This is a genomic window from Tepidiphilus baoligensis (assembly GCF_012911495.1).
Classification (GTDB): domain Bacteria; phylum Pseudomonadota; class Gammaproteobacteria; order Burkholderiales; family Rhodocyclaceae; genus Tepidiphilus; species Tepidiphilus olei.
In genome coordinates, this window is the sequence record NZ_JAAAUB010000013.1 from 1 (window position 1) to 11,880 (window position 11,880).

General features: G+C 66.4%; 14 protein-coding genes. 10 read left to right on the top strand and 4 right to left on the bottom strand.

The window, feature by feature from the left end; all coding sequences use genetic code 11:
* Positions 1-73: 73 nt before the first annotated feature.
* The 3 genes from GV368_RS08655 to GV368_RS08665 are packed head-to-tail and all read right to left on the bottom strand — an operon-like array spanning position 74 to position 3,089.
* On the bottom strand, positions 74-469 hold the full coding sequence (locus tag GV368_RS08655; protein WP_206673363.1) for a GtrA family protein: 396 nt from the start codon (positions 467-469) through the stop codon (positions 74-76).
* On the bottom strand, positions 466-2,043 hold the full coding sequence (locus tag GV368_RS08660) for an ArnT family glycosyltransferase (protein ID WP_142803637.1): 1,578 nt from the start codon (positions 2,041-2,043) through the stop codon (positions 466-468). The genes GV368_RS08655 and GV368_RS08660 overlap by 4 nt, the downstream gene beginning before the upstream one ends.
* A gap of 56 nt (positions 2,044-2,099) precedes the next feature.
* Positions 2,100-3,089: a glycosyltransferase family 2 protein gene (locus GV368_RS08665; protein WP_206673364.1), complete on the bottom strand. Its 990-nt coding sequence runs from the start codon at positions 3,087-3,089 to the stop codon at positions 2,100-2,102.
* Positions 3,090-3,143: 54 nt separating this feature from the next.
* Here GV368_RS08665 and GV368_RS08670 point away from each other — a divergent pair, with 54 nt between their 5' ends.
* From GV368_RS08670 to ccmI, 10 genes are all read left to right on the top strand, one after another.
* A complete protein-coding gene (locus GV368_RS08670) occupies positions 3,144-4,136 on the top strand; it encodes a ChbG/HpnK family deacetylase (protein WP_169116247.1) in 993 nt (330 codons plus the stop codon).
* Positions 4,137-4,197: 61 nt separating this feature from the next.
* Positions 4,198-4,839 (top strand): cytochrome c biogenesis heme-transporting ATPase CcmA, encoded by a 642-nt coding sequence (ccmA, locus tag GV368_RS08675; protein ID WP_169116248.1) that lies wholly within the window; start codon positions 4,198-4,200, stop codon positions 4,837-4,839.
* On the top strand, positions 4,839-5,507 hold the full coding sequence (gene ccmB / locus GV368_RS08680; protein WP_169116249.1) for a heme exporter protein CcmB: 669 nt from the start codon (positions 4,839-4,841) through the stop codon (positions 5,505-5,507). Before ccmA ends, ccmB begins: the two co-directional genes overlap by 1 nt.
* A 17-nt stretch (positions 5,508-5,524) precedes the next feature.
* Complete coding sequence (gene ccmC / locus GV368_RS08685) at positions 5,525-6,340, top strand: heme ABC transporter permease CcmC (protein ID WP_178086761.1); 816 nt, start codon at positions 5,525-5,527, stop codon at positions 6,338-6,340.
* Between the two features lie 4 nt (positions 6,341-6,344).
* Complete coding sequence (ccmD, locus tag GV368_RS08690; protein ID WP_142808499.1) at positions 6,345-6,536, top strand: heme exporter protein CcmD; 192 nt, start codon at positions 6,345-6,347, stop codon at positions 6,534-6,536.
* Positions 6,533-6,979, top strand: a complete 447-nt coding sequence (ccmE, locus tag GV368_RS08695) for a cytochrome c maturation protein CcmE (protein ID WP_142808501.1) — start codon at positions 6,533-6,535, stop codon at positions 6,977-6,979. Before ccmD ends, ccmE begins: the two co-directional genes overlap by 4 nt.
* A 10-nt stretch (positions 6,980-6,989) precedes the next feature.
* A complete protein-coding gene (locus GV368_RS08700; RefSeq protein ID WP_169116250.1) occupies positions 6,990-8,987 on the top strand; it encodes a heme lyase CcmF/NrfE family subunit in 1,998 nt (665 codons plus the stop codon).
* Complete coding sequence (locus GV368_RS08705; RefSeq protein ID WP_169116251.1) at positions 8,984-9,580, top strand: DsbE family thiol:disulfide interchange protein; 597 nt, start codon at positions 8,984-8,986, stop codon at positions 9,578-9,580. Before GV368_RS08700 ends, GV368_RS08705 begins: the two co-directional genes overlap by 4 nt.
* Positions 9,577-10,101: a cytochrome c-type biogenesis protein gene (locus tag GV368_RS08710; protein ID WP_169116252.1), complete on the top strand. Its 525-nt coding sequence runs from the start codon at positions 9,577-9,579 to the stop codon at positions 10,099-10,101. The genes GV368_RS08705 and GV368_RS08710 overlap by 4 nt, the downstream gene beginning before the upstream one ends.
* Entirely contained in the window at positions 10,098-10,982 is an 885-nt protein-coding gene (gene ccmI / locus GV368_RS08715) for a c-type cytochrome biogenesis protein CcmI (protein ID WP_142808508.1), read from the top strand. The genes GV368_RS08710 and ccmI overlap by 4 nt, the downstream gene beginning before the upstream one ends.
* 19 nt (positions 10,983-11,001) lie before the next feature.
* On the opposite strand, the gene GV368_RS08720 is transcribed toward ccmI, so the two are convergent.
* On the bottom strand, positions 11,002-11,847 hold the full coding sequence (locus tag GV368_RS08720; protein WP_169116253.1) for an HDOD domain-containing protein: 846 nt from the start codon (positions 11,845-11,847) through the stop codon (positions 11,002-11,004).
* Positions 11,848-11,880 lie beyond the last annotated feature (33 nt).

Consider the following 11,880-nt stretch of genomic DNA (forward strand, 5'->3'; position numbering starts at 1 on the left):
TATGTGCTACGAAACCGGACAGTTCTATTTGTTGACAACAGGTGTCGATGCCGAATGTACGGAGCGCAACACCTCAGCCGCGTCGGGCGAAGGTCCAGAGGCGGTTTGCGCCGTAATGCCAGAAGAACAGCAGCCCCGTGACGAGGATTTGGGCGAGCAGATAGGGAAGCTGCAACCAGTCGAGGGCGAGCGCCATGCCGGCGACGTTGCCGGTAAAGCCGGTGGCGGCAACGGCGAGGAACTTGGGCAGGGCGACGACGTGGCGCGCGTCGCTGGCGAAGACCCAGCGTCGCGAACCGAGGTAGTTCGTTATGGCGCCGGCCAGGAAACCCAGCGCCGAAGAAGGGAGCGGCCCGAGCGTGTCCGTTTCGACCAGGGCGACCAGTACGGCATAGTGTACCAGGGTGCCGGAGACGCTCACGAGGGCGAAGCGCGACATGCGTACGAGTTCGGCCAGCGGGTTCATCATGGGTCCGCGGCCTCGTGGTCGATGAGCTCAAGGACCGCCAGCGGTGTGCCCAGGCGCTCGATGTGGGCGATTTCCTTGCCGAGCATCGCCTGGTCGCAGTCATCATGGGTGGTGGCGAGGAAGAGTTCGGCGTCGTCCCACGCTTCGGTGATATGGACGTTGGGTGGCAGCCAGGGTTCGATCTGGAAACCTTCTGCGCAATAGGCGAGCGCCCAGTCTTTGCCGGGAGGTTGTTTGGCGACCCAATCGGCGAGTACGGGCAACAAGGCTCGGGTGGCGTCGCTCCAGTAATCCATTTCCCAACGGTGCTTGGCGCCGGCTAGTCCCCGGGCGAGGTGGTTGTAGTAGAGGTGCTGATAGGGGTGCAGCCGTGCTAGGGTGACGAGATCGTCGGCGGCCGAGAGGACGAGCAGGGCGGCAAGGAGCAATGCGCCATGGCGGCGGCGCAGGGAGATCTCGGTCAGGGGGCGATGGAGTGCCGCGAGCGTGCTTTGCCAGCCCCAGCACGCGAGCAGGGCGAACCACGGGACGAGGAAGAGGAAGTGGCGCAGGCCGTTGTAGAGCGGCGGTCTGCCGATGATGACATAGGCGAGCACGAAGGCGAGCGCGAACAGCAGCGGCCACAGACGAGGGGATTCCTTGATGCGCCGCCCGTGGGCGAGCGCGAGCACGGTGCCTAGAAGCACGAATTCCGGCAGTCGCACGAGGAGGTACTTGGGTAAATAGAGACGCGAGACTTTGGCGTTTTCCACGCGCTCGCCGTCTTCCCAGGTATAGAGGTCGAAGGCGAAGTGCGAGAACTTGGTGAGCGCTTGCCAGACGTGATCCCAGCTCATTACCGACCAGGGCCAGAAAAAAGCCATGAGCGCGAGCGCGAGTGCGATGCCTGGCACGAGGCGCACGAGGAGCGCCGTGAAGAGCCGCGGCCAGGAGGGCAGTAAGCGGCGGCGCGGCCACCATGCGAGCAGGAGGGCCGCACCGAGAAAACCGAAGGCGAGCACGCCGCCCACCCGCAATCCGATCGCGGCTCCGGTGGCGAGCCCCCACAAAAGCACGTGGCGCCAACGCGGTACGGGAATCTCGTCGGCGATGCGGCTCGTGTAGTAGAGCGACCACAGCATGGCCGCGGCAAAAGGGACGTCCTTGGTGTGGGTGAAGATCGCGCCGGAGAAGACCCCGCTGCCCATCGTGGCGGCGAGCGCCGCCGTCCCCAGCCAGGCTCCTCCCAGGAAACGCCCGAAACGTGCCGCGCCCAGAAATGCCAGGGCGCCGAAAGCGGCGGTGAGGAGATGCCGTAATGGCCACCAGTCGATGCCGAAGGCCATGGTGATCCAAGCCGCGGGCAGATCGAAGAGACCTCCGTACAGATAGAGATTACTGAAGTCGAGGAAGGTCTTGTCGGCAAGTCCGCTCCTGTAGTAGGCCACGAGCAGTTCGCCGTAGATGTGCTGTACCCATTCGTCGTTGCTCGGTGCGTGGCGGTCGTAACCGTCGAAGACGTACCAGGCGAAAACGAGCCACAGGAGGAGTGAGAGGCTGCGCGGGGTGAGCAAGCGCTGCAAGAGGAGGCGCATCGGGGATGAACTCGGCACGGAATCGTGCAATCGGATGGGGTGAAGTGGCGAAAGGTTCAACGCGGCGGCGAAGGGGGTTCGGCGAGTTCGTCGGGCAGGTTGACGGTGCGCCCGATGAGGTAGAGCGGCCGGCGTTTGACTTCCTCGAAGACCCGGCCGAGATATTCGCCGAGTACGCCCAGGCTGACGAGCTGCACCCCCGAGAGAAAGAGCGTGGCGACCATGAGCGAGGCGTAGCCGGGCACGTCGCGCCCGAAAAGGAGCGTGCGCACCACCAGCCACAGACCATAGACCACCGAGGCGAGCGCCAGGAGCGCGCCGATCGAGGACCAGACGTACAAGGGGACCGTGGTAAAGGAGACCATGCCGTCGATGGCATAGCGCCAGAGTTTGCGCAGCGACCAGCGGGAGGTGCCGGCGTGGCGCTCGGCGGGCCGGTAGGGAATGGTGACCTGCTCGAACCCCACCCAGTTCGCCAGCCCTTTGAGGAAACGCTTGCGTTCGGGCAGGAGATTCAGGGCTGCCACCACGCGTCGGTCGAAGAGGCGAAAATCGCCCCCGCCCGGTGTGAGGGCGATTTCGGAGATACCGCGATAGAAACGGTAGAAGGCGAGCGAGAGCCAGCGGCGCAAGGGGGAGTCGGTGTCCCGGTCGGTGCGCACGGCCGTGACGATGGCCGCTCCGGCGCGCCAGCGCTCGAGCATCTGGGGAATGAGTTCGGGCGGATGTTGCAAGTCGGCGTCCATGATGACGGCGGCCCGTCCGGCGACGCGATGCAGCCCCGCGGCCATGGCGGCTTCCTTGCCGAAGTTGCGCGCAAACCGCACGCCCTTGACGCGGGCATCGGCTTCGCCGAGCCGCTCGATGACCGCGAAGCTCTCATCGCGGCTACCGTCGTCGACGAGGATCAATTCCCAGGAGAGCGCGAGTGCATCGAGCACGTCCTTGAGCCGTTCGTACAAAACCGGTAACGATGCCGCTTCGTTATACACGGGTACAATCACGCTCAGTTCGACCGGGGTCGGCGGTGCGGAGGCGGGAATCACGGCTATCGGCTCCTGTCGTCAGCGAATCGTAACGGGATGCAAGGCAAGGATCGCATGGACGTCCATTTCGAAAAATCCGGCGTTTTGGCGCTGACGCCGCTTCCCGGACTGGGGGTGCCTCCGGCCGATGTCCCCCTGGAAACGGTTGCACCGGTAGAGCGAACTTTCGTCTTGTGCGCCGACGATTATGGTATCGCACCGGGCGTGGATCGTGCCATCGAGCATCTGATCGAATCGGGGCGGGTGACGGCCACCGGGGCGATGGTGACCATGCCTTGCTGGAAGCGCGATGCGCCTGGCTTGGCGGCTTTGGCGCGCGCAACGGGTGCCCAGGTGGGCTTGCACCTGACGCTCACCGAGCAGCGTTCGGCGAGCCCGGCGCGTGGTTTGGCGCAAGACGGACGTCTGCCGTCGCTGCGAACGCTACTCTTGAGTGCATTGGCGAGGCGTCTGCCGGCGGCGGCAGTGGCCGAGGAGATCCGGGCGCAGTTCGATGCCTTCGAAGACGTTTGGGGGGCACCACCGGCTTTCGTCGATGGGCATCAGCACGTGCATCTCCTGCCGACGGTGCGCGAGGCGCTCGTTTCCGAGATCCTGCGCCGGTATGCGCCGGGTACGCTGTGGGTGCGCGATTGTCGCGAAACCGTGCGGCGCATCCGGATACGGGGTGTGGGGGTGCGCAAGGCGCTTTTTCTGCGTCGCTTGGGACGTGGGCTCAAGGCAGCACTGCTCGCGCACGGTATCCCGCACAACCAGGGATTCTCCGGTCTGCACGATTTCAAGGAAACGCCGCCTTTTCGCGAGAAGATGGGCCGTTTCCTCGCGGCGTTGGGGCCGAGAGCTTTGGTGCACGTGCATCCGGGCCGGGTCGATGCGGCGCTCTTGGCGGTCGACACGCTCACGACCCCGCGCGAATGGGAATACGAATATCTGGCGAGCGACGCCTTCGTTGCCGATTGTGCGCGGCTGGGTGTGCGGCCAACTACGCCTTCCTGGAGCAATCAACCCCACCGGAGCGAGGAAAATACGCCTTCCCGCGTTGCCTGAAGTCCGCTCCGCGGCCGGCTCTGCTAGACTTACGGCCTCGATCCCTCCGTCCATCGATGTCATGCTCGAAGCTTCGGCGCTCACCTGCATCAAAGGCGACCGCATCCTCTTTCGCGACCTGACGCACGTCTTCCGCCCCGGTGTGCTCACGCGCATAGCAGGTCCCAACGGCGTGGGCAAGACGAGCCTGTTGCGCCTGCTCTGCGGCTTGGCGCAGCCTGATGAGGGGGAAGTGCGCTGGCAAGGGGTGCCGGTGAGGGCGCAAACGGATGCCTGGCACCGGGCGGTATTTTTCTATGGCCATTTGCCGGCGGTGCATGAGCTCCTGAGCCCGAGGGAGAACCTACGCAGCCTCGCCGCGGTGCAGGGGCTGCCGCACGACGCAGCGGCGATCGACGCCGCCCTCGCGGAGCTTGGCCTCGCGCGGCAACGCGATCTGCCCGTGTGGGTGCTCTCGGCAGGGCAGCGGCGGCGGGTCGCGCTCGCGCGCCTCATTCTGGCGCAGGAACGACCCGTGTGGATTTTGGACGAACCCTTCACGGCGCTCGACGTCGCGGCGGTGGCCGCGCTCGCGCGCCGCATCGAAGCGCGGGTGCGCGATGGAGCCACCGTGGTGCTCACGACGCACCAGGACGTGGAATTTTCCTGTGCTTGCGAAACCCTGGAGCCGGGGCGCTTCGCGCCGCGGCGCAAGGTGGCGTGATGGGGGCGGTATTCGTGGCCATGCTGCGGCGCGAGATGGCACTTGCCTGGCGCGGCCGCACCGACGTGCTGCTCGCGCTCTCCTTTTTCGTCGTCGTGGTGTGCCTCTTCCCCTTTGGCATCGGGCCGGAGGCGAATCAGCTGCGTGCGATCGCCCCGGGCGTGGTCTGGGTGACGGCGCTGCTCGCCTCGCTCCTGGCGTTGCCAAGGCTCTTCGAGCACGATCTGAGGGACGGCACGCTGGAGCAGCTGCTGCTCTCACCCGAGCCGGCGGTGGTGTGGGTGCTGGCGAAAGTGACCGTCCATTGGCTCGTGACTGGCGTGCCGGTGGCGCTCTTCGCGCCGCTGCTCGCCGGGCTCTACGATCTGCAGCCGGAAGTCCTGCCCTTGCTGGCGGGAACGCTCTTGCTGGGCACACCGACGCTCACGCTCATCGGGGCGATCGGGGCGGCGCTCACGCTGGGGGTGCGTTCCGGGGCAGTGCTGCTGGCGCTACTGGTGCTGCCGCTGGCGGTGCCGGTGCTCATTTTCGGGGCAGGAGCGGTGGAAGCGGCCCTGGGTGGGGTATCCTACTCCGCGCACCTGGCCCTGCTGGGGGCCGGGGGACTCGCGTCGGTGGCGCTCGCGCCCTGGGCGTGCGTGGCGGCGTTGCGTTTGGCGGTGCAATGAGGGGGAAGAATCGAGGGATGGATGCGACACCAGGAAGACGGCAGCGTTGGCAGCAGGGAATCGAGGCGCGACAGCGCGCGCCGCGTAGCCTTTGGCGGTTTGCTGCGCCGCAGCAGTTCTATCCGCTCGCCGGGCGGCTCGCACCGTGGTTCGCCGCGCTCGCCGCCGTGCTCACCGTGGTGGGGCTGTACCTGGCGTTTTTCGTCGCGCCGACCGACGCGCAGCAAGGGGAGGTCTATCGCATCATTTTCCTCCACGTGCCGGCGGCATGGATGTCGATGTTCCTCTATCTCGTGATGGCCTTCTGGGGGATCGTCGGCTGGGTGCTCAATACGCGGCTCTCTTTCATGATGGCCCATGCGCTCGCGCCTACCGGGGCGATCTGGTGTTTCATCGCCTTGTGGACCGGCGCCTTGTGGGGGCGCCCTACCTGGGGGACGTACTGGGTGTGGGATGCGCGGCTCACCTCGCAGCTGCTCCTCATGTTTCTCTATTTGGGCTACCTGGCACTCACGCGGGCCATCGAGGATCCTCGCCGTGCCGATCGCGCCGGGGCCTTGCTCGCCATCGTCGGTTCGATCAACGTGCCCATCATCTATTTTTCGGTGCAGTGGTGGAACACACTGCATCAGGGCGCTTCGGTGAGCCTCACGCGTGCGCCTTCCATGGCCACCGTCATGCTGGTGACCATGCTGATCATGGCGTTCGCCGCCTGGTTCTATTCGATCGCCGTGGCGTTGTGGCGGGTCCGTACGATCATCCTCGAGCGCGAGCGGCACACCGACTGGGTGGCCGCCGAGCTCGATCGCCTGGCGGCCAGGGAACGGGGGTGAATGGATGCACTGGGAATCGTGGTCGGCTTTCTGGGACATGGGTGGACGGGGTTTCTTCGTCTGGGGCAGCTACGGCGTGAGTTTCGCCCTCATCGCCCTCGAACTTTATTTCCTCTACCGCACTCGTAAGGCCGTGATCCGCCGTCTGCTGCGCTGGCGGGCGGCACGGCTCGAAGACACGGGAGAAGACGCATGACGGCACGCGGCAAGCGGTTGACTTTGATCCTCGCGGCGCTCGCCCTGCTCGGCGGGGCCACGGCGCTGGTGCTCTCGGCGATGCGCGAGAATCTGGTGTTCTTCCACACGCCTTCCGAGGTGGCCGAGGGCAAGGCGCCTGTGGGAAGGACTTTTCGTATCGGCGGCATGGTGGCCGAGGGCTCGCTCGAACGCTTGCCCGACGGGGTGACGGTGCGTTTTGCCGTCACCGATACGGCCAAGACCATTCCTGTCGTCTATCGCGGCGCGCTGCCCGATCTCTTCAGCGAGGGCAAGGGGGCGGTGGCCCAGGGTCAGCTGGGACCGGACGGGGTGTTCGTCGCCAGCGAAGTGCTCGCCAAGCACGACGAGAACTACATGCCGGTGGAAGCGCAGCACGCCGTGGATCAGGCGCAGCGCGCGGCATCCACCCTCGAGCCATGAGGAGCGCACGATGATCCCCGAGATGGGACAGTTCGCGCTGGCGCTCGCTTGGGCGCTGGCGCTGGTGCAGGCGGTGCTGGGTCTTGCCGGAGCGGCGCGCGGTTCGGCCGGGGCGATGGCGGCAGCGCGGCGCGCGGCGCTCGTACAGTTCGCGGCGCTCGTTCTCGCCTATGCTTGTCTGACGGCTTCCTTCCTGCGCATCGATTTTTCCGTGCTGTTGGTGGCGGAACACTCGTCGACGCGCACACCGTGGGTCTATCGTCTCACCGGCGTGTGGGGTAATCACGAGGGGTCGATGCTCTTGTGGTCGCTGGCGCTGGCGGGCTGGCAGGCAGCGGTGGCGGCTTTCTCGCGCACGCTCACCGCGGCCTTTCGCGCGCGCGTGCTCGGGGTGCTGGGCGCGGTGAGCGTGGGGTTCCTCGCCTTTCTCATCCTGACTTCCAACCCCTTCGAGCGGCTGGTGCCGGTGCCAGTGGAGGGGCGTGATCTCAACCCCTTGCTGCAGGATCCAGGCATGATCATCCATCCGCCGCTCCTGTACATGGGCTACGTGGGCATGGCGGTGGCGTTTGCGTTCGCGATCGCGGCATTGCTTTCGGGGCGAATGGACGCGGCCTGGGCACGCTGGTCGCGGCCCTGGACCCTGGTCGCCTGGGTGTTCCTCACGCTGGGTATCCTGGTGGGATCGGCCTGGGCCTATTACGAGTTGGGCTGGGGGGGGTGGTGGTTCTGGGACCCGGTGGAGAACGCCTCGCTCATGCCGTGGCTGGTCGGAACCGCTTTGTTGCATTCGCTCATCGTCACCGAGAAACGGGGGGCGTTTCGCAGTTGGACGGTGCTGCTGGCGATCGGGGCGTTCTCGCTCTCGCTGCTGGGAACGTTCCTCGTGCGCTCGGGCGTGATCACTTCGGTGCACGCCTTTGCCACGGATCCCACCCGTGGGGTGTTCATCCTGGGCTTGCTCGCGCTCACCGTGGGGGTGTCGTTGCTGCTCTTCGCCTGGCGCGCGCCGCGGCTCTCGGGAGGGGGGGCGTTCGCGCCGGTTTCGCGCGAGGGTTCGCTCCTGGTCAATAACGTGCTGATGGCGGCGGCTGCCGGGGCGGTGTTGCTCGGTACGGTCTATCCCTTGATCATCGATGCGCTGCAGGGAGCCAAACTCTCGGTCGGGCCGCCGTACTTCGAAAAGGTGTTCGTGCCGCTGATGATTCCGGCGGTGGTGCTGATGGCGCTGGCGCCTTTCCTGCGTTGGAAGCGGGACGTGCTCTCGCGGGTGCTGCGCCGGGTGTGGCCGGAAACGATCGGGGCGCTGATCATCGCAGCGCTGGGCGTGTGGGCGATGGATCACGTCACGGTCGGTGCCTTCCTGGGGATCGCTTTGACGGCCTGGGTCGTTCTGGCCTCGTTGCGCCTGCTCGTCGATCGTCTACGCCAGGGGGCAGCTTCGGGGATGACGGCGCGGCTGCGCGGCATTCCCGGCTCTTGGTGGGGGATGTGGTTGTCTCACCTGGGAGTGGGGGTGTTCATTCTCGGCGTGACGCTCGTGGGGGCGTTGGAGCAGCGGCTCGACGTGAAGATGATGCCCGGGCAGGAAGCGGAGCTCGCCGGCTATCGTTTCGTGCTGCGTGGCGTGAGCGAGGTGCCGGGACCCAACTATACCGCCCAGCGCGGCGCGGTGGAAGTGTGGCGCGAAGGGCGGATGCTCACCGTGCTCGCGCCGGAGAAACGCGCCTACTTCCGTTCGGCCATGCCGATGACCGAGTCGGCGATCGATTGGGGAGTATTCCGCGACGTCTATGTGTCGCTGGGAGATCCCACCGGCGATGGTGGCTGGGTCGTTTTGCTCTTCTATAAACCCTTCATTTCCTGGATCTGGTTTGGTGCGGTACTGATCGCGCTCGGTGGTGTGGCTGCCGCGCTCGATCGGCGCTACCGGCGGCTCGCACGACGCACGGCTGCGGTCTCTGCGTCGGAGCAGTCCCACGAACCGGTGGCGGAGGCGGTGCGATGAAGCTGAAGCATCTGATTCCTTTTTTCATCTTCGTTGCGTTGCTCGGGCTCTTTGCCTATGCCTTTCGCCTCGACCCGCGGGAGGTGCCTTCCCCGCTCGTGGGCAAGCCGGCACCGACTTTCGCCTTGCCGCGGGTGGATGCGCCCGAGACGATCGCCGGCCCGGACGATCTGCGCGGTCGACCGTGGATGCTCAACGTCTGGGCCACGTGGTGCGTTGCCTGTCGTGAGGAGCACGCCATGTTGATGCGGCTCGCCCGTGAGGAGGGAGTGACGCTGCTGGGGCTGAATTACAAGGAGATCCGCGGCGATGCATCCTTGGATACGAGCCGGATTTCTCCACGGGAAGAGCGCGAGGCGGCGCTGTTGCGGGCGCGGGACTGGCTCGCCCGCCACGGCGATCCGTATCGGTTCTCCGTACTTGATCTCGAGGGGCGCGTGGCGATCGACTATGGTGTCTACGGCGTGCCGGAGACTTTCCTCATCGACGCCGAGGGCATCATCCGCCATAAGCACATCGGGCCCATCGACGAGCGGGTCTGGCGAGAGGTTTTGCAACCAAAATGGGCGGCGCTAGAGGGGGCTGCGCGATGAGGGGTCATCGGCGTGCCGAGCGGGTGAGCGCCTGGCGTGGCGTGGCGTTCGCCGCCATGATTTTCCTGCTCGCAGGGGGGGGCGACTTCGTCCGGGCGGCGGAAGATGCGCCCAAGGCGCAGCCGGTGGGCGATCCGGCGCTCGAGGCGCGTGCCCTGAAGCTCGGGCACGAGCTGCGCTGTCTCGTGTGCCAGAACCAGTCGATCGCCGAATCCAATGCCGAGCTCGCTCACGACCTGATGAATCAGGTGCGCGAGCAGCTCGCCGCTGGCAAGAGCGAGGAAGAGGTCCGCGCTTACCTGGTGGCGCGCTATGGCGATTTCGTGCTCTATCAGCCGCCCTTGAAAGCGAGTACGGTGGCGCTGTGGGTGGGGCCGTTCGTGCTGGCATTTACCGGGGTGTTCGCCCTGTGGCGGGCGTTGCGGCGCCGTGCGCGTGAAGAAGTGCCGACGCTCTCGGCCGAAGAGGCGGCGCGCGCCGAAGCCTTGTTGCGCGACACGGACGAAAGGGGGCAATCGTGACGGGATTTTTGATGGTGGCGGTGTGCATCGCTTTGGCGGCGACGGCTTGGGTCGTGTGGCCGCTCGCGCGGCGCCACGGAGGGGCTACCGACGAGGAAGCCCAGGCTCGGGTGGCGCTGACGGTATTGCGCGAGGAATTCGCCGCCTTGGAACGCGCGCGCGCAGCGGGCGAACTGGAGGATTCGGCCTATGAGCAAGCCCGGCGCGAGCTGGAAGCGCGGGCCTTGGCCGAGGCGCAGGCGCGCGACCGCCACCCTCGGCACCAGGAGGCTTCGCCCCTGGCGGTTGCGCTCGTCGGCCTAGGGCTGCCACTACTTGCCGCGGCGGCTTATCTGGTGGTGGGTTCTCCGCGCTGGGCGAGCGAGGAAGCCGTGCTCGCGGCCACGCGCGAAGCCGCAGCGGCTCAGGCGGCGGGAGCCGCCGGCGTTTCGCTCGATCAGATCAAGTCGATGGTGGCGCGGCTCGAAGAGCGTCTGGCCAGCGGCGAGGGCGACGCTCAAGCCTGGGTGATGCTCGCCCGTTCTTATCGCGTACTGGGAGATCCGGCGCTCGTGGCTGCCGGCTGGGATAGGCTGGAGGCGAAGATCCCTCAGGAACCCACGGTGCTGGTCGAGTGGGCGGAATTGCTGGTCGTCGCTCGCGACGGGTTCGATGCCGACTCGATAGCCTTGCTGGAGAGGGCGCTCGCGCTCGCTCCGAACGAACCCAAGGCGCTCGCCATGGGCGGAGCGGCAGCCGCCGCGGCCGGAGAGCACGCCAAGGCGGTGGAGCGCTGGGAGCGCTTGCTCGCGCTCGCCCCGAACGAGGGGGAATTCACCCAGACGCTGCGCGCAGCGATCGCAGCGGAGCGGCAGAAAGCAGGGCTGGCTCCGGGAAATTGAGCCCTCACGGGGCTCATGCTCAGCCCACGTTCGCTGCGGTGCGCTGCTGGGCGATCTCCGCATCGATCATGTCGTCGAGCTCATCTTCGGTGAGCCCGAAAAATTCGGCTACCGGACCGCGCGCCTTGTGCCATTCCTTGTCGCGTCCGATACCGACCGTCTCGGCCGCCACGACGTCGGCCATGGCGATGAGGCTCACCAGGTGCGGTACTTGCGGCGGCAGCGTCGTCTCCTCGAACACGGCGACATAGTCGTGGTGATGGTTGATCGCCAAGGCCACCGGCTCGGCCAATCCCCAGCGTCGGGCAAGGAAAAAACCGACCACGGCATGGTGCGTCTCGTAGCGTACGAACTCATGCTCTATAAATGGGCGCTCCGGATCGATCCGGGCGATCGACAGCGTTTCGTGATAGTCGGGATGTGTGCGCGCGAGCAGGAAGAAACCCGTATCGTGCAAGAGTGCTGCCGTGTGGGCCATGGGGGGCGGCACGGTGCGCATCAGGCGGGCGAAATCCGCGGCGGCTTCGGCCGAGACGCGCAGTTCGTCCCAGATGGAAGGCCGCAGATTTTTGGGCAGGCCAAAAGTGGAGTGCAGCAGGGCGTGCAGCACGATCTGGTGGGTGCGCTCGAGGCCGATCACCTGCAGCGCCTGGGCCACCGATTCGATTTTACGCATACGCATGACGCCGTTGGCCGCGCGCAGCACGGCGGCCGCGAGCGCCGGATCCTGCTGGATCATCTTGGCGAGTTTGGCCAGGTTCGGGTTTTCCGCCTCGGCCTCCCGGGCGATGGCGGTCAGGACATCGGGGGCGGGCGGGATGTCGAGTTGCGAAGGTTCGGCAAAGGGCGTGGGGGCTGTGTTCATGGAGTCGTTCCTCGAAGTGGGGGTGGATCACAC

Coding starts and splice junctions, on each gene's coding strand:
- ccmA (WP_169116248.1), top strand. CDS start 4,198: ATGCTCGAAGCTTCGGCGCTCACCTGCATCAAAGGCGACCGCATCCTC.
- GV368_RS08655 (WP_206673363.1), bottom strand. CDS start 469: ATGATGAACCCGCTGGCCGAACTCGTACGCATGTCGCGCTTCGCCCTC.
- GV368_RS08660 (WP_142803637.1), bottom strand. CDS start 2,043: ATGCGCCTCCTCTTGCAGCGCTTGCTCACCCCGCGCAGCCTCTCACTC.
- ccmD (WP_142808499.1), top strand. CDS start 6,345: ATGCACTGGGAATCGTGGTCGGCTTTCTGGGACATGGGTGGACGGGGT.
- ccmE (WP_142808501.1), top strand. CDS start 6,533: ATGACGGCACGCGGCAAGCGGTTGACTTTGATCCTCGCGGCGCTCGCC.
- GV368_RS08670 (WP_169116247.1), top strand. CDS start 3,144: ATGGACGTCCATTTCGAAAAATCCGGCGTTTTGGCGCTGACGCCGCTT.
- GV368_RS08700 (WP_169116250.1), top strand. CDS start 6,990: ATGATCCCCGAGATGGGACAGTTCGCGCTGGCGCTCGCTTGGGCGCTG.
- GV368_RS08710 (WP_169116252.1), top strand. CDS start 9,577: ATGAGGGGTCATCGGCGTGCCGAGCGGGTGAGCGCCTGGCGTGGCGTG.
- GV368_RS08720 (WP_169116253.1), bottom strand. CDS start 11,847: ATGAACACAGCCCCCACGCCCTTTGCCGAACCTTCGCAACTCGACATC.
- GV368_RS08705 (WP_169116251.1), top strand. CDS start 8,984: ATGAAGCTGAAGCATCTGATTCCTTTTTTCATCTTCGTTGCGTTGCTC.
- ccmB (WP_169116249.1), top strand. CDS start 4,839: ATGGGGGCGGTATTCGTGGCCATGCTGCGGCGCGAGATGGCACTTGCC.
- ccmC (WP_178086761.1), top strand. CDS start 5,525: ATGGATGCGACACCAGGAAGACGGCAGCGTTGGCAGCAGGGAATCGAG.